The sequence below is a fragment of the Streptomyces sp. NPDC045778 genome, assembly GCF_056431945.1.
Map to the genome: position 1 here is coordinate 181,323 of NZ_JBWKJZ010000011.1, position 18,508 is coordinate 199,830.

The following is an 18,508-nucleotide window of genomic DNA, read 5'->3' on the forward strand; positions in this document are numbered from 1 at the left end:
CATGCGCATCGGAGAACTGTCGGAACGCACCGGCACATCCCGCCGACTGCTGCGCTACTACGAGGAGCAGGGCCTGATCGTCGCCGACCGGGCCCCCAACGGCTACCGCGACTACGACGAGTTCTACGTCGACCGCGTCCTCCAGATCCGCGGCCTCCTGGAGGCCGGGCTCCCCACCCGCCTCATCAAGCAGATCCTGCCCTGCCTGAACAAGCCCCGGATCATCCACTTCCCCGACGCGACCCCGGAGATGCTCGCCACCCTGGAGCACGAACGCGACCGCATGACGGAACGCGTCGAATGCCTCACCCGTAACCGGGACGCGATCGCGGACTACTTGGCAGCGGTACGCGAGACCCGCGCGGAACAATCCGCTTAGCCCCCTGTGGGCCCGGCGGCGCCCCCGCCCTCCCTGTGGGCGGCTGGTCCGCCCAGGGGGCGGAACGGGCGGGCACAGGGCGGAGCGCCGCCGCACCTGTCACCGCCCTGACCCGCACCACCCCGGACCCGCACCGAACCCGCACCCCACCAAGCCACAAGCACAAACCCCCCATACCCCCCGTACCATCACGGAGTGACCTGGCGGCGAGCCCTGAGACAGACGGCCCACACGGGCCTGTCCGTGGAACGCCGCCGCCTGGAACCCCTCGTGGCCCTGCGCGGTGCCACCGGCCTCGCCCTCGTCATCGGCGCGAGCCTCGCCCTCTTCGGCCCCGCCGTCGCGGCAAGCTCCGCGTTCGGCGCGTACCAGGCGGCCATCGCCACGTTCCAGCGCAGCTGGCGCCCGCGCCCCGAACTGGCCATCGCCTCCGGCACGAGCCTCGCCGTCTCCACCTTCCTCGGCTATGTCACCGGCTCGCACCAGCCGCTGTTCCTCGCCCTGCTCGCCCTGTGGACCTTCCTCGCGGGCCTGAGCTGGGCGGCGGGCCCCACGATCGGCCTCATCGCCACGTCCAACGTCGCGATCATGCTGGTCACGGTCACCCTCCCCACCTCGATCGCGGCGGCCGCGGTCCACGCGGCGACGATGGTCGCGGGCGGCCTGGTCCAGGCGGCCCTGGTCGTCCTCTTCCCGGTACGCCGCTGGGGCCCCCACCGCGACGCCCTCGCCGACGCCCTGGCCGCCGAGGCCGACTACGCCCGCCGCCTGCGCCACGACCCGGTCGCCCCCTTCGACCCGGTCCCGCTGATGGCCGCCCGCGACGCGGCCACGATCACCCCGCGCCAGGCCCGCACCCGCCCCGCCGAACTCCACGGCGCCCGCGGCCTCGCCGAACGCGTCCGCCCGGTCCTCGCGTCCCTCGCCGACCCCGCGATGGGCGTCCCCGAAGAGGGCCCCGAACGCGCCCGCGCTCGTGAGATCCTCGCCGCCGCTGCCGACGTCCTGGACGCCGCGGCCCGAGCCATCCGGCACGGCACCCCCGTCCACCTCCCGCCCCCCGCGGTCGCCGCCCTGCGGACCCCCGACACGGGCGCCATCCTCAAAGGCCCGCCCCACAGGGCGGCGACCCGCCTCGGCGCCCTGCTCAAGGACGTGGTGGAAGTGGCCGGCGGCCGCGCGGCCGCTCCCGCCGCCCCGGGCGACCGCGACACCAGGGCGAGCGCCAAGAACCTCCTCAGGCCCGGCCTCGCGGCCCTGGTCCCGGCCGCTGCCAGGGCCATGCGCACCGAGCTGCGGCGACGCGGCTCCCCCGTCACCCGCCACGCCCTCCGCGTCACCACGGTCGCCACCGCGAGCTACGCCCTGGGCACCCACCTCCCCCTGGGCCACGCCTACTGGGCCCCCATGGCCTCGGTCATGGTGATGCGCCCGGACTTCTCCCAGACGTACTCCCGAGCCGTCGCCCGCTTCGCGGGCACCCTCGTGGGCGTGGCCCTGGCCACGGGCCTGGTCCAGCTCACGCACCCGGGCACCCGCCTCTCCGCGGCCCTCGCCGTCACCTGTGCGGGACTCATGTACCTGCTGATGCGCACCGGCCAGTTCGCCGCCCAGGCCTGTGTGGCCGCGTACGTGGTGTTCCTGCTCGGCATGGGCGGCGAGGAGTGGACGCAGACGGTCCCGGAGCGCGCCTTCCTGACGCTGCTCGGCGGCGCGCTCGCGATGCTCGCGTACGCCTTCTACCCGGCCTGGGAGACCCCGCGCCTGCGCACCCGCCTCGCGGACTGGCTGGCGGCGGACGGCCGGTACGCCGCCGCCGTCGTCGGCCACTACGCCGAACCGGCGGGCAAGTCCTGCCCGGATGTCCGCGAGGCGCTGCTCGCCGCCCGGGACACCCGCGTGGCCTGGCAGGAGGCGGCCGAGCGCGCCCAGCGGGAACCCGTACGCCACCGCGGCCTGTCCCGCGCCGCCGCGCAGGACGCCGAGCACGCCCTGGTGCAGATCGGCCGCGTCGCCATGCTGATGGAGGCGCACCTCCCGGAGCGCGGCGCGCCCCCGGTCCCGGCCGCCGCCCGGTTCGCGGACGCCCTGCGCACCGCGACCGCGCAGGGCGCGAAGGCCGTGCGCGAACGCCGCGTCCCCGACTGGGGCCCGGTGCGTGAGGCCCTGGACGCCTGGGACGGCGAGGGCGTCCCGGACCGCGTCGTCCGCCGTGGCGCGGACCTCCTCCTCCAGGCCCTCGACGACCTCTCCGAAGCCCTGGCCACGACACCCCCGCCGATGCTGGTGGACGGCACCGACAGCGGCGACGGGCGCTAGCGGCCCGCTACCAGGAGGACTTGCGCACGCCGGGCAGGAATCCGGCGTGCGCCTGTTCCCGGAGGCGCACCCGGGAGAGCCCGAAGGTCCGCAGGTAGCCGCGGGGGCGCCCGTCCACGCTGTCGCGGTTGCGGACGCGCGTGGCGCTGGCGTCGCGGGGCTGGCGCGCCAACTCGCGTCGCGCCGCAAGCCGTTCGGGCTCCGGCGTGGACGGGCGGCGGATGATCTCCTTCAGCTCCGCCCGCCGCTCGGCGTACCGGGCGACGACCTCGCGCCGCTTCTCGTTCTTCGCGACCTTGCTCTTCTTGGCCATCAGACCTTCACCCCGCGCGCACGGATCCGGGCGACGGCGGCCTCGACGCCGATCACGTCGACGGTCTTGATGCCCCTGGCGCTCAGCCGCAGGCGCACGTACCGGCTCTCGCTCGGCAGCCAGTAGCGCTTGCTCTGCACGTTCGGGTCGAAGCGGCGCGAGGTGCGCCGGTGGGAGTGGGAGACGTTCTTGCCGAAACCCGGCTTCGCGCCGGTCAGCTGGCAGTGGGCGGACAAGGTGACGCACCTCTCGGTCGGTCTCGCTCCCGTCCATTTGGAAACGGGATTCATTTTCATATACTAGCCGTCATGGCTCGCAACGAACTCCGCCCGGTCATCAAGCTCCGGTCCACCGCCGGCACCGGGTACACCTACGTGACCCGCAAGAACCGGCGTAACGACCCCGACCGCCTGACCCTGCGCAAGTACGACCCGGTCGCAGGCCGCCACGTCGACTTCCGAGAGGAGCGCTGATCCCCGTGCGCCCCGACATCCACCCGCCGTACGGCCCCGTCGTCTTCCGCGACAAGGCCGGTGACTTCGCCTTCCTCACCTGCTCGACGGCGACCAGCGACAAGACCGTCGTATGGGAGGACGGCCGCACGTACCCCGTCATCGACGTCGAGATCTCCTCCGCGAGCCACCCCTTCCACACGGGCCAGCAGCGCGTCCTCGACACGGCGGGCCGCGTGGAACGCTTCGAGCGGCGGTACGGAGGCAATCCGGCCCCGGCGCCCGGCGCCGCCCAGAGCAAGGCCCGCTGATGGGCGGCCCCATGGCGGTGGCCGTCGTGGCCGGGCTGCACACGGAGGCCAGGGCCGCGGCCGTGGCGCGGCTCCTGGCCACCGTCCCCGACAGCGTGGCCCTGCACCACGACCTCTCCACCGCCACGGCCGGCCAGGTCGTACGGACCGTGCGCGACGCCACCGGCCTCCTGTCCACCGGCGAGGCCCCTCTCGTCAACGACTGCGCCTGCTGCGCCCTCCGCGAGGACCTCGTGCCGGAGCTGGAGCGCCTCGCCGCGGGCGGGCTCACCCGGCTCGCGGTCGTCGAGCTGTGGGACTCCGTCGAGCCGAAGGCCATGGCCGAGGTCATCGCCGGGCACGGCTCGCGGGCGCTGCGCCTGACCTGCGTCATGACGGCCGTCGAGCCGGCCCTGCTCCTGCCCTGCCTCGCCAACGGCGACGACCTCGCCGACGCGGGGCTCGCCGCGGCCCCCGGCGACCAGCGCACCGTCGCCGACACCTGGGCGCGCCAGCTGGAGTACCCGCCGGTCCTCGCCGTCCTCGACACCGCGGATGCCGACGCCGAGGACCGCGCGCTCCTGGCCCAGCTCCACCCGACGGCCCGCCAGGTCCCCATCGGCCACGGCGACCTGGCGGGCGCCGCGCTCGCGGGCTTCGACGTGGAGGCGGCCGCCGCCGCGCAGCACCCGGCGTGCGCGCTGCTGCCCGCCGACGCCGACGACAGCGGCGTCACCACGCTCGTGTGGCACCGCGACCGGCCCTTCCACCCCGAGCGTCTGTACGCGGCCCTGGAGGACCTCACCTGCGCCGCCGCCCGCAGCCGGGGCCGGTTCTGGCTCGCGGACCGGCCCGACACGCTGCTCGCCTGGGACGCGGCGGGCGGCGCCCTGTGCGTCGAGAACGCGGGGCCGTGGCTGGCGTCCCTGCCGGACGCCGCCTGGGACCTCGTGCCGCCGGTGCGCCGCGCGGCCGCCGCCCTCGACTGGCACCCGGAGCACGGCGACTGCTGCCAGCACCTCGTGTTCACCTCGCCGGGCCTGGACCGCGACGCGCTCGAACAGGTCCTGGAGTCCTGCCTCCTCACGGACGCGGAGTACGCCGCCGGACCTGCCGCCTGGAAGAACCTGCCGCCCGCCTTCGACACCCTCCTGGAGGTCTGACCCCTTGTCCCCCCGCCACCCCGACCGCAAGCCCGCGAAGCCCCGCCCCAACCCGCTGGACCGGGAGGGCATCACGTACATCGACTACAAGGACACGGACCTGCTGCGGAGGTTCCTCTCCGACCGCGGCAAGATCCGCTCCCGCCGCATCACCCGCGTCACGTCGCAACAGCAACGCCAACTGTCCCGGGCCATCAAGAACGCCAGGGAAATGGCGCTGCTCCCGTACGCGTCGCGCTAGCCGCGCGGCGGTGCCGTCAGCCCCTCGGCCCGGGCGGGCGCCCGGGCCGTCGAGGGGGCGCACGCGTAGCACCCATGCTTCGGCCCGGTCAGGGGCCCGGCCGCACCGGGTGGAGGAGAGGCGGCGCCACCATGGCCGGCACCGGCTGACACGAGGACCGACGCCCCAGTGCCTCTGGCACTGACGCACGTGTCGACGCACGTGCGAGCGCACGAGCGGTCGTCTGCCCTCCGGCCGGGGCGCGGCCCTCACCAGCCAGGCAAGAGCCCCCCGCCGCCCAGGCGAGAGCCCCCCCGCCGCCCAGGTAAGAGCCCCCCGCCGCCCTGGAAGAGCCTCACCGGCCACGGAAGGCCCGGCTCCGGCCCCCGGCGGCCCTTCCCCGCTGGCCGCCGGAAAATTCGTCTGCCACCAGAAGGCCTCCGCGCGCGTCTGTTCCTAATGCACGAGGGAATCGGATCCGGACAACCCGGCCCGCAAGAGGGCGTGGAAGATCATGGACGGGGGCTGGCGTTCGCATGTCATGCGGGGTTCGGCGCGGCGGCGGGGGAGCTGTAACCAGCTCACCACGCCGCGTGCACGTGCATCTGCCCATGCATCGGCACATGAACACAGCTATGATCCGGGACAGTTGACGGCTACAACAACAGCCACGGCACCACCGGGGAGCGACCTGTGCACCACGTGTTCAACGGCATGGCGGCCACGGATCTTCACGGGGTGGTCTGGCAGAAGAGCAGGCACAGCAACTCGCAGGGTTCCTGCGTGGAGTTCGCGAAGCTGCCGGGCGGCGATGTCGCCGTCCGCAACTCGCGGTTTCCGGACGGGCCCGCGCTCGTCTACACGCGCGCCGAGATCGAGGCCATGCTGCTCGGCATGAAGGACGGCGAGTTCGACCATCTGCTCAGCGGCTGACCACTTCGATCCGAGCGGCCGACCAGGAGCCCGGAAGCGGGAGCAAGGCAAGCAGTGCCAGCAGAAACGATCATCCGTGGGGGAACCGCGGCGGAAGGCGATCGTTCACGGGGACGCGGGGAGTGACCACCCGCGGGAGACGGGGGCAGGCATTTTCGGGAGGGCCTCGGGGGTGAGGCCGGGGCGCGGCAGGGCTTCTCCGGGCGGCCGCAGGGCCGCCCGGCCACTGGCGTGGCCGGGCGTCAGGCCGGACCGGCGCCGGCGGAGGCCGGACCGGAGCTGACGGAGGCCGGACCCGACCGGAGCCGGCAGCGTACGGGCCGAAGCGGCCGGGCGCTCAGGCCAGTTGGAACAGCGCCCACACCACCTTGCCGCTCAGCGCGCCCGCGAGCGGGTGCCAGCCCCAGCCGTCGCTGAACGAGTCCACGAGGAACAGCCCGCGGCCCGACTCCGCCGCGAAGTCGTCGAGGGCGTCAGCGGCCTCGCGCGCGACCGGACCGTCGTCGCTGGGATCCCGTACCGCGCACACCAGGCGTGAGGTCCACCGCATCATGTGCAGACGCACAGGCGCGTCCTCGCCGACGACACAGTGCACCTCGGTGAGCGCCCTGTCCCCGGGGAGCGCGTGCCGCAGCGCGTTCGTGACGAGTTCGGAGACGACGAGCGCTATGTCGTCGAACCGGTCGTCCAGCTCCCACGACGTGAGCGTCTTGCGGGTGAACTGGCGTGCGCTGCCCACGGCTTCGTAGCGGGCGGGAAGAGCGCAGGAGGCCGCACTGGAGACCGCGGAGGGGTCGAGCGGAGGAAGGCCCTGCCGTAATGGCTCGAGCATGGTTGATCCATTCGTCCCCATGCGAGGCACTCCCCGGTTTTCGCGGTTCGCGGTACAAGCGGTTCGCGGTACAAAGCGATCGAACGGTGGCGCGGTCGGTACAGCCGGTCGGTAGAGCAACGGCACAGAAGTGACGCGCCGACCATGGTTCCGAATGCGTACAGCAGATGCAAGGGCAGATGCACGTGCACGCGCCGGACTTGACCGCTCCTAGGGCAATTCTTGCCCATTTCTTCCTACGGTTTCTTGTGGAGACCTGCCTTACGCTTTCCCTTTCCGTAACCGAACGAGTACCGCCCGAAGCGTTTAATGGCAGACTGCGAGTCTCAACACCTTGGGGAGGACTGAGCGAAGTGACCGCTGGGGAGTCGAGCGGCTCGGTGGTACGGCGCATCCTGCTGGGCTCGCAACTGAGGCGCCTGAGGGAGGCACGCGGCATCACCCGCGAAGCGGCCGGCTACTCGATCCGCGCGTCCGAATCGAAGATCAGCCGCATGGAGTTGGGCAGGGTGAGCTTCAAGTCCAGGGACGTGGAAGACCTCCTCACGCTCTACGGCGTCACCGACGAGGCCGAGCGCTCCGCGCTCCTCTCGCTCGCCAAGGAGGCCAACCTGACCGGCTGGTGGCACAGTTACTCCGACGTCCTGCCGGGCTGGTTCCAGACATATATCGGCCTGGAGGGTGCCGCGTCCCTCATCCGCGTCTACGAAGTCCAGTTCATCAACGGCCTGTTGCAGACCGAGGCGTACGCCCACGCCGTCGTCGAGCGCGGCATGAAGGTCGCCGCGGGCAAGGCCGCAGGCCGCGGCCGCGCAGGCCGTCCGGCCAAGGTCAGCCAGGCTGACATCGACCGCAGGGTGGCCCTGCGCCTGGAGCGGCAGAAGCTGCTCGTGTCCGAGCGCGCGCCGCAGTTCAAGTGCGTGCTCGACGAGGCGGCGCTGCGGCGGCCGTACGGCGACCGCGAAGTGATGCGGGGCCAGATCCAGCACCTGATCGACATCTCCGAGCGGCCGAACGTGACGTTGCAGGTCATGCCCTTCACCTTCGGCGGGCACGCGGGTGAGAGCGGCGCCTTCACGATGCTCAGCTTCCCGGAGTCCGACCTCTCGGACGTCGTCTACCTGGAGCAGCTGACCGGCGCCCTGTATCTGGACAAGCGGGAGGAAGTGGCCCAGTACGAGCGGGCGATGGCCGAGCTGCAGGAGGACTGTCCGAATCCGGCCGACAGCCGTGACCTTCTCCGTGGTCTACTCCAACTGACCTGAATCGTCAGTAGTATGACTGGAATTCAGGTGTCTGCTCTTCCGCGGCAAGGGGTCCCGACTCATGTCCTTCTTCACCGATCTGGCTCACCAGTACATCGACGGTGAGTGGAAGACCGGCTCAGGTTCCTGGGACATCATCGACTTCAACCCGTACGACGGGGAGAAGCTGGCGTCGATCACGGTCGCCACGGCCGTGGAGATCGACCAGGCCTACCGCGCCGCCCAGCGCGCGCAGGAGTCCTGGGGCGCGACCAACCCCTACACGCGCCGCGCGGTCTTCGAGCGCGCCCTGCGGATCGTCGAGGAGCGCGAGGCCGAGATCACCGAGGCGATCGTCGCGGAGCTGGGCGGCACCCTCGTCAAGGCCGCCTTCGAGCTGCACCTGGCCAAGGAGTTCCTGCGCGAGGCGGTGCACCTGGCGCTCGCCCCGCAGGGCCGCATACTTCCCTCCCCCGACGACACCAAGGAGAACCGCCTCTACCGCGTCCCGGTCGGCGTCGTCGGCGTCATCAGCCCCTTCAACTTCCCCTTCCTGCTCTCGCTGAAGTCGGTCGCCCCGGCCATCGCGCTCGGCAACGCCGTCGTCCTCAAGCCGCACCAGAACGCGCCCGTGCTCGGCGGCAGCCTGGTCGCCAAGATCTTCGAGGACGCGGGCCTGCCCGCGGGCGTCCTGAACGTCGTGATCACGGACATCGCCGAGATCGGCGACGCGCTCCTGGAGCACCCGGTGCCCGGGGTCATCTCCTTCACCGGCTCGGACGCCGTGGGCCGCCACGTCGCCACGGTCTGCGCCCAGACCTTCAAGCGCTGCATCCTCGAACTGGGCGGCAACAGCGCGCTGATCGTCCTGGACGACGCCGACGTCGACTACGCGGTGGACGCCGCCGTCTTCAGCCGCTTCGTGCACCAGGGGCAGGTGTGCATGGCGGCGAACCGCATCCTGGTGGACAGCTCGCTGCGGGACGAGTTCACCGAGAAGTTCGTCGCCAAGGTCAAGACCCTGAAGGTCGGCGACCCGGCGGACCCCTCGACGCACATCGGCCCGCTCATCAACTCCTCGCAGGCGGAGGGGGTTTCGTCGCTGGTCGCTCAGACCGTGCAGGCGGGCGCCACGGCCCTGCTGCACGGCTCCACGGACGGCAATCTGGTGTTCCCGTCCGTCCTCACGGACCTCCCCGAGGACTCCCCGGTGCTGCGCCAGGAGGTCTTCGGGCCGGTCGCGATCATCCTGCCGTTCGACGGCGAGGACGAGGCCGTCCGCATCGCCAACGAGACGCCGTACGGACTGAGCGGCGCCGTCCACACCGGCAGCACCGAGCGCGGAGTACGCCTCGCCCAGCGCATCCGCACCGGCATGATCCACATCAACGACGGCACCGTGCACGACGAGCCGATCGTGCCGTTCGGCGGCGAGAAGCACTCGGGCGTGGGACGCCTCAACGGCGAGTCGACCGTGGAGGCCTTCACCACGCTGAAGTGGATCTCGGTCCAGCACGGCCGCTCGCGCTTCCCGTTCTGAGCGGGCCGCCGGGGTTCCAGGGAGCCGTGATCCGACACCGGAAAGCCGCTGACGCTTGAGGACAGCACCTGTCCGCAAGGGTCCGTAGCGTACGAGGTGTCGGAAAGCCCGGCGAGCACCCTTCGGGAGAGGCGGACCCCATGCCCACTCACGTCAACGCGGAAGCCCACGGCGACGAGCGCGGCGCCCTGCTCAGCTTTGTCGAGGCCCAGCGCGGCGGCCTGCGCCGCTCGGTGCTCGGCCTGGACGACGAGCAGGCGAAGAGCCGCCCGAGCGCCAGCGAGCTGTCCCTCGGCGGCCTGGTCAAGCACGTCGCCGAGACCGAGCTGAACTGGTTGCGCATGGCCCAGCGGAAGCCCAACGAGCGGCAGCGCACCGAGGAGACCTGGGGCGAGAGCTTCCGGCTCGTCGAGGGTGAGACGCTCGCCGGCATCCTCGCCTTCTGGGCCGAAGTGGCCGCCGAGACCGAGGAGTTCATCCGGTCCGTGCCGAGCCTGAACGACACCTTCCCGCTGCCCGACGCGCCGTGGTTCCCCCAGGGCGGCGCGGTGTCGATGCGCTGGCTGCTGCTGCACCTCGTCGAGGAGATCGGCCGCCACGCGGGCCACGCGGACATCATCCGCGAGAGCCTGGACGGCAGGACGGCCTTCGAGCTGGTGGCGCTGGAGTCGGGACAGTCCTGGGGCTGAGGCGTACCGGGGCTCCCGAGCCGTACCCTAGTCAAAGTTGAAGACTGTAGACGAAGGGTGCGGTGAATGTCGGCGATCCGGATGCTCGTCCTCGGGGCGGTCCGCCAGCACGGACGGGCGCACGGCTACCAGGTGCGCAACGACCTGGAGTACTGGGGCGCCCACGAGTGGTCCAACGCCAAGCCCGGGTCGATCTACCACGCGCTGCGGCAGCTGGCCAAGCAGGGAATGCTGCACGAGCACGAGACCGCGCCCTCCACGGCGGGCGGCCCGCCCCGCACCGAGTACGAGATCACGGAGAAGGGCACCCAGGAGTTCCTGGCCCTTCTCCGTGACGCCCTGACCGCCGTCGCGCACGACCAGAAGTCCGACGTGCTCTCGGCGGCCGTGGGCTTCATGGTCCACCTGCCGCGCGAGGAAGTCGTCTCGCTCCTCAAGGAGCGGGTGCGCGCCCTGGAGGACTGGCGCCACTCCGTCACGGAGTACTACACGCCCGAGGACGGCCCCGAGCAGCTCGGCCACATCGGCGAGATCATGAACCTCTGGGTCCACTCTGCCGACGCGGGCGCGGAGTGGACGAAGGGCCTCGTCGAGCGCATCCAGAACGGCGCCTACATCTTCGCCGGTGAGGGGGACCCCTTCGTCGGGCTGTCCGTGGAGGGTGAGGAGAACCCCTACGCGACGGGGGAGAAGCACCCCGGGGACCACCGCTAGTCGGAAGCGACTCGTGGCGCGCTCCCTGTGGATCAAGTAATCAAGTTTGACTAACCCGACTTCGGGGGAGTAGCTTCCTCTGTCGGCCTAGTCAAACTTGACTAGGCTGCGGGAGTGGAGCGCGGAAGGAGTCGGATGACGGACGCGATCGTCCTTGACGGCGTACGGAAGCGGTACGGCGAGAAGCGGGCCCTGGACGGGCTCGACCTGGTGGCGGGGCGCGGCACCGTGCACGCCGTGCTGGGCCCGAACGGCGCGGGCAAGACCACGGCGGTGCGCATCATGTCCACGCTGCTCACGGCCGACGAGGGCCGGGTGGAGATCGCCGGGTGCGACGCCCGGCGCGCGGCCGGGGAGGTGCGCCGCCGCATCGGCCTGCTCGGCCAGCACGCGGCGCTCGACGAGGAGCTGAGCGGCCGGCAGAACCTGGAGATGTTCGGGCGGCTCTACCACCTGGGCGCCCGCCACGCGCGCGTGCGGGCCGACGAGCTGCTCGCCCGCTTCGGCCTCGCCGACACGGGCGGCAAGGCGGTCAAGCGGTACAGCGGCGGCATGCGGCGCCGCCTGGACCTCGCGGCGTCGCTGATCACGGAACCGGAGGTGCTGTTCCTGGACGAGCCGACGACGGGCCTGGACCCGCGAGGGCGCGCGGAGGTGTGGGACGCGGTGCGCTCCCTGGTGGGCGGCGGCACGACGGTACTCCTGACGACGCAGTACCTGGAGGAGGCCGACCAGCTGGCCGACCGCATCTCCCTGATCGACAGCGGCAGGGTGATCGCCGAGGGCACGGCCGACGACCTGAAGGCACGCCTCGGCGGCGACCGCATCGACCTCGTCGTCCGCGACGGCGCCCAGCTGGTGCGGGCGGCCCGGCTGCTCCCCGGCGACCCCGGCGACGTCACGGTGGACGCCGACCGCCGCCTGGCCAGCGTGCCCGTCACGGACCGCATGGACGCCCTGACACGGCTCGTACGGGCGCTCCAGGAGGCAGGCATCGAGGCGGAGGACATCGCGGTGCGCAGGCCGACGCTCGACGAGGTGTTCCTGAGCCTCACGGGACGTGCCGAGCACACCGAAGCCGACAAGCCGGTGAAGGAGACCGTATGAGCACGATCACGCGCGCGGGCACGGGGGCGGGCACGTCCGTCGGCTGGGCCGTCACCGACTCCTGGACCATGACCCGGCGCGAACTCGCCCACTGGGCGCGCCAGCCCGTCCAGGTCTTCGTCGGGCTCGCCTTCCCGGTCATGATGCTGCTGATGTTCAACTACCTGATCGGCGGCGGGAAGGGCATCGCGGGGGACTACGTCGACTTCCTCGTGCCCGGCATGTTCGCGCTGACCATGGTGTTCGGCCTGGACGCCACGATGGTCGCGGTCACCGGCGACCTCAACAAGGGCGTGGTGGACCGCTTCCGCTCCATGCCGATGACCAACGGCGCGGTCCTGGTGGGCCGTTCGGTCGCGGACATGCTCCAGTCCTTCGCCTCGCTGATCGTCATGATGGGCGTGGGCCTCGCCATCGGCTGGCGCTGGCACGGGTCCCTCGCCGGGGTGGCCGGGGCGGTGGGGCTTCTGATGCTGCTGCGGTTCGCGATGCTGTGGCTCGGCATCTATCTGGCGATGGTGGCGGGCAGGCCGGAGCTGGTGGCGGCCGTGCAGATCCTCGTCTGGCCGGTCGGGTTCTTCTCCAACGCGTTCACGGTGCCGGGGACCATGCCGGACTGGCTGGGGGCGGCGGTGGAGTGGAACCCGATGTCGGCGACGGCCACGGCGGTCCGTGACCTGTTCGGGAACGAGTCCGGCCCGGCCGACGCCTCCTGGGCCGCCGCCCACGCCGAACTCCTCGCGGTCCTCTCCCCGCTGGCCCTGGTGGCGGTGTTCCTCCCCTTGGCGGTACGCCGCTTCAGCGCGCTGAGCCGCTAGGGGCGGCCCTCGCGGGTGGCGCCCCTGAACCGCCCCTTCCCGATTCCTGAGGGCTCTGCCCCCGGTTCGGGAAGGGGCGCCCCGCGCGGGCCCGCCTCAGTGGTGGAACCCCGACGCCCCCCTCCGGTCCCCCGCCAGCCGCCCCGGCTGCCGGCGCAGCTCGGGCAGCAGCCGCCGCAGGTCATCCGCGAACAGTCCCGCGAGGTCGGCGGAGAAGCCGTTGCGGCACACCACCCGCAGCACCGCCAGGTCCTCGCGGTGCGGGGGGAAGGTGTAGGCGGGCACCAGCCACCCCCGCTCCCGCAGTCGGCGCGCCACGTCGAAGACGTCGTACGCGCGCACGCCGTCCGCCGTCGTGAAGGCGAACACCGGCAGCTCGTCCCCGCGCGTGAGGAGCCGGAAGTCGCCGAGGGCCTCGACCTGCCCGGCGAGCCCCCGCGCCACGTCCCGCGAGGCCTGCTGCACCGCCCGGTACCCGGACCGGCCGAGCCGCAGGAAGGTGTAGTACTGCGCGACGACCTGCGCCCCGGGCCGGGAGAAGTTCAGGGCGAAGGTCGGCATGTCACCGCCCAGGTAGTTCACGCGGAAGACCAGCTCCTCCGGAAGCTCGGCCGCCGTGCGCCACAGCGCCCAGCCGACCCCGGGGTAGACGAGCCCGTACTTGTGCCCGGAGGTGTTGATCGACGCCACGCGCGGCAGCCGGAAGTCCCACACCAGGTCCTCGTCGAGGAAGGGCGCCACCATCGCGCCGGAGGCCCCGTCCACGTGCACGGGCACATCGAGCCCCGTGCGCTCCTGGAGCGCGTCGAGGGCCGCGCAGACGTCCGCCACGGGCTCGTACGAACCGTCGAACGTGGACCCCATGACGGCGATGACCCCGATCGTGTTCTCGTCGCAGAGCGCGGCCGCGGCCTCCGGGGAGAGGTGGTACCGGTCGCCCTCCATGGGGACCTGCCGCGCCTCCACCTCCCAGAAGGCGCAGAACTTCTCCCAGCACACCTGCACGTTCACGCCCATGACGAGGTTGGGCCGGGCCTCGCGGGACGGATACCGGTCGGCGTTGCGCTTCGCCCAGCGGCGCTTGAGCGCCATGCCCGCGAGCATGCACGCCTCGCTCGACCCGGTCGTCGAGCAGCCCACGGCGGCCGCCGGGTCCGGCGCGTTCCACAGGTCGGCGAGCATCGCCACGCAGCGCCGCTCCAGCTCGGCCGTGCGCGGGTACTCGTCCTTGTCGATCATGTTCTTGTCCCGGCACTCCGCCATCAGCACGCCGGCCTGCGGCTCCATCCAGGTGGTGACGAAGGTGGCGAGGTTGAGCCGGGAGTTGCCGTCGAGCATCAGCTCGTCGTGGACCAGCTGGTACGCCGTGGACGGCGCCATCGGGTCCTTGGGGAGGCGGTGCTTGGGCGGGGCCTCGGTCATGCCGCCCGCCGGGTTCGCCTCGCCGAAGAACGGGTTCACGGACAGCGGGCGCGCGTCGCCGCCCTCGTCGGTGCCACGGTGCAGCGACACGGCGGTGCCTCCCGAAGGTCGGCTCTTGAGGGCTCCTCCACGCCCACCCGGGCCCTTCCGGCCACTGTAAGCGGACAAAACCGGCACAACACCTGGAGCATCCTGGGCTTGCACCTCACGCGACGTGAGGATCCAGGCTTGTCGACGTCAGAAGGAAAGGAGACAGCGGTGAGCTACTCCGTCGGACAGGTGGCGGCCGTCGCCAAGGTCACGGTGCGCACCCTGCACCACTACGACGAGATCGGCCTCCTGGTGCCCGGCGGGCGCAGCCACGCGGGCCACCGGCGCTACAGCGACGCCGACCTCGACCGGCTCCAGCGGATCCGGTTCTACCGAGAGCTGGGCTTCCAGCTCGACGAGATCGCCGCGCTGCTCGACGACCCCGACGCCGACCCGCGGGAGCACCTGCGGCGCCAGCACGGGCTGCTCACCGAGCGCATCGAGAGGCTCCAGGAGATGGCAGCCGCTGTCGAGACCGCCATGGAGGCGAGACGCATGGGGATCAACCTCACGCCCGAGGAGAAGTTCGAGGTCTTCGGAGACTTCGATCCCGACCAGTACGAGGACGAGGTGCAGAGCCGCTGGGGCAACACGGAGGCCTACGCCGAGTCGCGCCGCCGTACGGCCGCGTACACCAAGGAGGACTGGCAGCGGATCAACGACAGCATGGACGCCCTCCACGCGCGCGTGGCGGACCTGCTCGACGCCGGTACGCCCGCCGCGTCCCCGGAGGCCATGGACGCGGCCGAGGCCCACCGGCTGCTGATCCACGAGAGCTACTACGACTGTTCGCACGAGATGCACGCGTGCCTGGGCGCCATGTACGTGGACGACCCGCGCTTCACGGCCACGTACGACGCCATCCGCCCGGGCCTGGCGGTCTACCTGCGCGACGCCATCGCGGCGAACGCGGCACGGCACGCGTAGCGCCGCAAAGGGGGCGCGGGGAGCCGCGCGCCAGGCCCGCGCGGGCCCCTGGACCGCACGATGGAACCCGCCGCTCCCGCCCGGCGTTGATAGCTTTGGGCGGCGCGGCGGCGCCGCGCCCCCAGCCGCACCCCTCACACCCACAGGAGCCCGGAACCGTGCAGACGCTTGCGCTCGGACCAACCTGGTTGGATCCGGACTACCTGCTGAACCAGTTCGGTCTCTGGGGCCTGCTCCTCATCGTCTTCGCCGAGTCGGGGCTGCTCATCGGCTTCTTCCTGCCGGGCGACTCGCTCCTGTTCACCACGGGCCTGCTGATCACGACGGGCAAGCTGGACGTCCCTCTCTGGCTGGCCTGCGTGCTGATCTCCATCTCGGCGGTCCTCGGTGACCAGGCGGGCTATCTGTTCGGCAAGAAGGTCGGCCCCTCGCTGTTCAACCGCCCGGACTCCCGCCTCTTCAAGCAGGAGAACGTGACGAAAGCGCACGAGTTCTTCGAGAAGCACGGCCCGAAGTCCCTCGTCCTGGCCCGTTTCGTGCCGATCGTGCGCACGTTCACGCCGATCATCGCGGGCGTCAGCGGCATGCGCTACCGCTCGTTCATCACGTTCAACGTCATCGGCGGCATCCTGTGGGGCGCGGGTGTCACGCTGCTCGGCGCCTGGCTCGGCAAGCACGAGTTCGTCCACAAGAACATCGAGGCGATCCTCATCCTGATCGTCCTCATCTCGGTGGTGCCGATCATCATCGAGTTCCTGCGGGCCCGCTCGCAGAAGAAGAAGGCCGCCGCCCAGGCCCCGGCGTCCCCGGCCGCCCAGGACGACGCCACCGCGAGCACCCCCGAGGCCGCCCGGCAGTACGAGCCGCAGCAGCCGCAGCAGCCGCAGTACCCCGGCCAGCAGCACCAGCACCAGCAGCACCAGTACCCGGGCCAGTACCCCGACCAGTCCCAGTACCAGGCCCAGCAGCCGCAGTACCCGGCCCAGCACCAGCAGCAGTACCCCCAGCAGTACCCGCACCAGCAGTACGGCGGCCAGACGGACCACCAGCAGTACGCCCCGCAGTACGAGGGCCAGCAGCAGTACCAGCACCAGCAGCAGTACCCCCAGGACAACCAGTACGGCGGCCAGTACGGCAACCAGTACGAGGGGCAGTACGAGGGGCAGTACGGCACCGGCGCCCCGGCGGACAGCCAGCAGTACCAGGCCCAGCAGCAGCCCTACCCTCACCAGCAGGGCCAGTACCAGCAGCCCCCGCGCCAGCAGGGCCACCAGCAGGGCGGCCACCAGCAGCCGCAGCACCCCGACGAGCCCCAGCAGGGCCACCCCCGGTACTGACCGGGCAGGACGGACTAGAAGCCGCGCGTCCGCTTGGCCGCGCGGCGCCCCTGGGCCTCCTGCCGCGGCCGCGGCCCCTTGAGGAAGAGCCGCGACAGCTCCCCGCCCAGGTTCACCCCTATTGCGATGGCGAGGGCGAGCGCCGCCGCCTTGGACAGCGAGGCGAGCCCCGGGTTCAGGTTGTTCCGGGCGATCTCCAGGAGCCCGAAGTACGTGGCGCTGCCCGGCAGCAGCGGGCCGATCGCCGCCGTCACGTACGGCAGCGCGGACGCGAACCGGTAGCGCGAGAGCATCTGCCCGAACAGGCCCACCAGACCCGCCGCGACGGCCGTCGCGGCCACCGGCGAGATGTCCCCGGCCCGGGCGAGGGCGCCGAACACGACCCAGGCCACGCCGCCGTTCAGGGTCACGAGCAGCACGGTGGAACGTTCCTGCTGGAGCAGGATGGCAAAGGCGCAGCTCAGCGCCATGGACGCGAGGATCTGGATCAGCGGCCGGTCGGTGGAGTGGATCGACGTCTCCGGGTTGAGGCCCGCGTCCAGCTGCACGCCCAGATAGAGCACGATCAGGACGCCGCAGACGATCCCGACGATCAGATACCCGACCTCCAGGAGCCGGGCGGCGGCGGTGATGTAGTACCCGGTCAGGCCGTCCTGCACGCCCGCGACCAGGGCCCGCCCCGGGATCAGCGCGAAGAGCCCACCGGTGATCACCGCGGAGGCCCGTACGTCCTGGAGGTCGAGCAGGCTGATGGCCACGCCCATCGCGGCGGGCGGCATCGCCGCCACCACGAACTGGTAGAACTCCGGAAGCCCGCGCCCCGCGCACAGCCACGCGAGCCGGTCGCCGAGCATCGCGCCGATCGCCGCGGCGACGAACACCACGAGCCCGCCGCCGACGAGCACGGACGCCGCGCCCGCGAGCAGCCCGCCGGCCGCCGTGAGGGCCCACCCCGGGTAGGGGTGGCGATTGCGCCGGATCTCCGCGAGGCGCCGGTAGGCCTCCTCGGGGGAGACGTCGACCTCTTCGGAGCTGATGTCGTCGACGAGCCGGTAGACGGCCTGGAGGCGGGTGTAGTCGGTGCCCCGGCGGCGTACCGTACGCGACGCCGTGACGGGGTCGTCGACGAGCGACGGCTGGTGCGAGATGGCGATCAGCGTGAACGTGACGTTCGGCTCGCAGCGGTCGAGGCCGTACGCGTGCGTGACGGCGAACATCGCCGCCTCCACGTCCTCGGCGCCCTCGCCGCCCGCGAGCAGCAGCTCGCCGATGCGCAGCGTCAGGTCGAGCACGCGCGGCACGGCGGGCCCCGAGTCGTCCTCGTGGCGCTGGGTGGCCTCGGGGGCCGGGCGCTCGGCGACCGGGGTGCGCAGCATCGTGCGCATCCGGTCCTGCCAGGGCGCTTCCTTGGTGAGCCGGACCACCGGCACCCCGCCGGGTGGCGTGAAGGCGGGCGGCGACTGCCGCGCGTCGTAGGCAGGCGGCGTGGTGAAGGCCGAGGACTCCTTGTCCTCGGGCGCGGGGGGAATCCTCAGCCCCGTGGGGATCGTGAACTCCGAGGACGGATGGTCCTCCTCCGGTGCCACTGCCTGCTCGACCCCGCCCACCGGAGCGAAGGCGCTGCGCGCCTCGTCCGACTGCGGCTTGCGGTCCTCGTCCTCCGGGTCAGCCACCGGCGCCGCCTCGCTCCCCTCTTTGCGCCGAAGCCGGCGCCGCTCT

At 71.9% G+C, this 18,508-nt stretch carries 20 protein-coding genes; 15 read left to right on the plus strand and 5 right to left on the minus strand.

The annotated features are described in order from the left end of the window. Nucleotide 1: 1 nt before the first annotated feature. Nucleotides 2–379, plus strand: a complete 378-nt coding sequence (locus AC07GB_RS16635; RefSeq protein WP_478845917.1) for a MerR family transcriptional regulator — start codon at nt 2–4, stop codon at nt 377–379. Nucleotides 380–574: 195 nt separating this feature from the next. Next, entirely contained in the window at nt 575–2,698 is a 2,124-nt protein-coding gene (locus AC07GB_RS16640) for an FUSC family protein (RefSeq protein WP_478845919.1), read from the plus strand. Between the two features lie 7 nt (nt 2,699–2,705). Here the strand turns inward: AC07GB_RS16640 and rpsN are convergent, their stop codons facing one another. Both rpsN and rpmB read right to left on the minus strand, forming a co-directional pair. After that, nucleotides 2,706–3,011 carry a 30S ribosomal protein S14 gene (gene rpsN / locus AC07GB_RS16645; RefSeq protein WP_478845921.1) on the minus strand — a complete coding sequence of 102 codons (306 nt, stop codon included), beginning with the start codon at nt 3,009–3,011 and terminating at the stop codon, nt 2,706–2,708. Beyond that, the gene (rpmB, locus tag AC07GB_RS16650; RefSeq protein WP_138961079.1) at nt 3,011–3,247 is read right to left on the minus strand and encodes a 50S ribosomal protein L28; all 237 of its coding nucleotides are present in this window, start codon (nt 3,245–3,247) and stop codon (nt 3,011–3,013) included. The genes rpsN and rpmB overlap by 1 nt, the downstream gene beginning before the upstream one ends. A gap of 72 nt (nt 3,248–3,319) precedes the next feature. On the opposite strand from rpmB, the gene rpmG reads away from it, so the two are divergent. From rpmG to AC07GB_RS16675, 5 genes are all read left to right on the plus strand, one after another. Next, nucleotides 3,320–3,484, plus strand: coding sequence for a 50S ribosomal protein L33 (rpmG, locus tag AC07GB_RS16655; protein WP_030361075.1), 165 nt, complete (start codon nt 3,320–3,322; stop codon nt 3,482–3,484). Nucleotides 3,485–3,489: 5 nt separating this feature from the next. Next, on the plus strand, nt 3,490–3,774 hold the full coding sequence (locus AC07GB_RS16660) for a type B 50S ribosomal protein L31 (RefSeq protein ID WP_478845923.1): 285 nt from the start codon (nt 3,490–3,492) through the stop codon (nt 3,772–3,774). Next, nucleotides 3,774–4,916, plus strand: coding sequence for a CobW family GTP-binding protein (locus AC07GB_RS16665; RefSeq protein ID WP_478845925.1), 1,143 nt, complete (start codon nt 3,774–3,776; stop codon nt 4,914–4,916). Before AC07GB_RS16660 ends, AC07GB_RS16665 begins: the two co-directional genes overlap by 1 nt. Before the next feature lie 4 nt (nt 4,917–4,920). Continuing rightward, a complete protein-coding gene (gene rpsR / locus AC07GB_RS16670; RefSeq protein ID WP_478845927.1) occupies nt 4,921–5,157 on the plus strand; it encodes a 30S ribosomal protein S18 in 237 nt (78 codons plus the stop codon). 672 nt (nt 5,158–5,829) lie between these two features. Beyond that, complete coding sequence (locus AC07GB_RS16675) at nt 5,830–6,069, plus strand: DUF397 domain-containing protein (protein WP_478845929.1); 240 nt, start codon at nt 5,830–5,832, stop codon at nt 6,067–6,069. 337 nt (nt 6,070–6,406) lie between these two features. On the opposite strand, the gene AC07GB_RS16680 is transcribed toward AC07GB_RS16675, so the two are convergent. Continuing rightward, the gene (locus AC07GB_RS16680) at nt 6,407–6,922 is read right to left on the minus strand and encodes an ATP-binding protein (protein WP_478845931.1); all 516 of its coding nucleotides are present in this window, start codon (nt 6,920–6,922) and stop codon (nt 6,407–6,409) included. 332 nt (nt 6,923–7,254) lie between these two features. Here AC07GB_RS16680 and AC07GB_RS16685 point away from each other — a divergent pair, with 332 nt between their 5' ends. The 6 genes from AC07GB_RS16685 to AC07GB_RS16710 all read left to right on the plus strand — a co-directional run bounded on the left by AC07GB_RS16685 (nt 7,255) and on the right by AC07GB_RS16710 (nt 13,013). Then, nucleotides 7,255–8,166, plus strand: coding sequence for a helix-turn-helix domain-containing protein (locus AC07GB_RS16685; RefSeq protein ID WP_478845933.1), 912 nt, complete (start codon nt 7,255–7,257; stop codon nt 8,164–8,166). Nucleotides 8,167–8,227: 61 nt separating this feature from the next. After that, nucleotides 8,228–9,685 (plus strand): aldehyde dehydrogenase family protein, encoded by a 1,458-nt coding sequence (locus tag AC07GB_RS16690; protein WP_478845934.1) that lies wholly within the window; start codon nt 8,228–8,230, stop codon nt 9,683–9,685. 140 nt (nt 9,686–9,825) lie between these two features. Further along, nucleotides 9,826–10,374 (plus strand): DinB family protein, encoded by a 549-nt coding sequence (locus tag AC07GB_RS16695; protein WP_478845936.1) that lies wholly within the window; start codon nt 9,826–9,828, stop codon nt 10,372–10,374. A gap of 66 nt (nt 10,375–10,440) precedes the next feature. Then, nucleotides 10,441–11,088 (plus strand): PadR family transcriptional regulator, encoded by a 648-nt coding sequence (locus AC07GB_RS16700; protein ID WP_478845938.1) that lies wholly within the window; start codon nt 10,441–10,443, stop codon nt 11,086–11,088. A gap of 135 nt (nt 11,089–11,223) precedes the next feature. Next, the gene (locus AC07GB_RS16705; protein WP_478845940.1) at nt 11,224–12,195 is read left to right on the plus strand and encodes an ATP-binding cassette domain-containing protein; all 972 of its coding nucleotides are present in this window, start codon (nt 11,224–11,226) and stop codon (nt 12,193–12,195) included. Then, nucleotides 12,192–13,013 (plus strand): ABC transporter permease, encoded by an 822-nt coding sequence (locus tag AC07GB_RS16710; RefSeq protein ID WP_478845941.1) that lies wholly within the window; start codon nt 12,192–12,194, stop codon nt 13,011–13,013. The genes AC07GB_RS16705 and AC07GB_RS16710 overlap by 4 nt, the downstream gene beginning before the upstream one ends. A 96-nt stretch (nt 13,014–13,109) precedes the next feature. Here AC07GB_RS16710 and gad read toward each other — a convergent pair whose 3' ends face one another. Continuing rightward, nucleotides 13,110–14,525, minus strand: a complete 1,416-nt coding sequence (gene gad / locus AC07GB_RS16715) for a glutamate decarboxylase (RefSeq protein WP_478845943.1) — start codon at nt 14,523–14,525, stop codon at nt 13,110–13,112. Between the two features lie 168 nt (nt 14,526–14,693). Here gad and AC07GB_RS16720 point away from each other — a divergent pair, with 168 nt between their 5' ends. Beyond that, nucleotides 14,694–15,452 carry a MerR family transcriptional regulator gene (locus tag AC07GB_RS16720; protein ID WP_478845945.1) on the plus strand — a complete coding sequence of 253 codons (759 nt, stop codon included), beginning with the start codon at nt 14,694–14,696 and terminating at the stop codon, nt 15,450–15,452. 158 nt (nt 15,453–15,610) lie between these two features. Next, a complete protein-coding gene (locus AC07GB_RS16725; protein WP_478845947.1) occupies nt 15,611–16,789 on the plus strand; it encodes a DedA family protein in 1,179 nt (392 codons plus the stop codon). A gap of 14 nt (nt 16,790–16,803) precedes the next feature. Here AC07GB_RS16725 and AC07GB_RS16730 read toward each other — a convergent pair whose 3' ends face one another. After that, nucleotides 16,804–18,462, minus strand: coding sequence for a threonine/serine exporter family protein (locus AC07GB_RS16730; protein WP_478845949.1), 1,659 nt, complete (start codon nt 18,460–18,462; stop codon nt 16,804–16,806). Nucleotides 18,463–18,508 lie beyond the last annotated feature (46 nt).

Excerpts from the sequence above, each read along its gene's own strand:
- AC07GB_RS16635 (WP_478845917.1), top strand. The coding sequence starts at position 2 with ATGCGCATCGGAGAACTGTCGGAACGCACCGGCACATCCCGCCGACTG.
- rpsN (WP_478845921.1), bottom strand. The coding sequence starts at position 3,011 with ATGGCCAAGAAGAGCAAGGTCGCGAAGAACGAGAAGCGGCGCGAGGTC.
- rpmG (WP_030361075.1), top strand. The coding sequence starts at position 3,320 with ATGGCTCGCAACGAACTCCGCCCGGTCATCAAGCTCCGGTCCACCGCC.
- AC07GB_RS16665 (WP_478845925.1), top strand. The coding sequence starts at position 3,774 with ATGGGCGGCCCCATGGCGGTGGCCGTCGTGGCCGGGCTGCACACGGAG.
- AC07GB_RS16680 (WP_478845931.1), bottom strand. The coding sequence starts at position 6,922 with ATGGGGACGAATGGATCAACCATGCTCGAGCCATTACGGCAGGGCCTT.
- AC07GB_RS16690 (WP_478845934.1), top strand. The coding sequence starts at position 8,228 with ATGTCCTTCTTCACCGATCTGGCTCACCAGTACATCGACGGTGAGTGG.
- AC07GB_RS16695 (WP_478845936.1), top strand. The coding sequence starts at position 9,826 with ATGCCCACTCACGTCAACGCGGAAGCCCACGGCGACGAGCGCGGCGCC.
- AC07GB_RS16700 (WP_478845938.1), top strand. The coding sequence starts at position 10,441 with ATGTCGGCGATCCGGATGCTCGTCCTCGGGGCGGTCCGCCAGCACGGA.
- AC07GB_RS16705 (WP_478845940.1), top strand. The coding sequence starts at position 11,224 with ATGACGGACGCGATCGTCCTTGACGGCGTACGGAAGCGGTACGGCGAG.
- AC07GB_RS16710 (WP_478845941.1), top strand. The coding sequence starts at position 12,192 with ATGAGCACGATCACGCGCGCGGGCACGGGGGCGGGCACGTCCGTCGGC.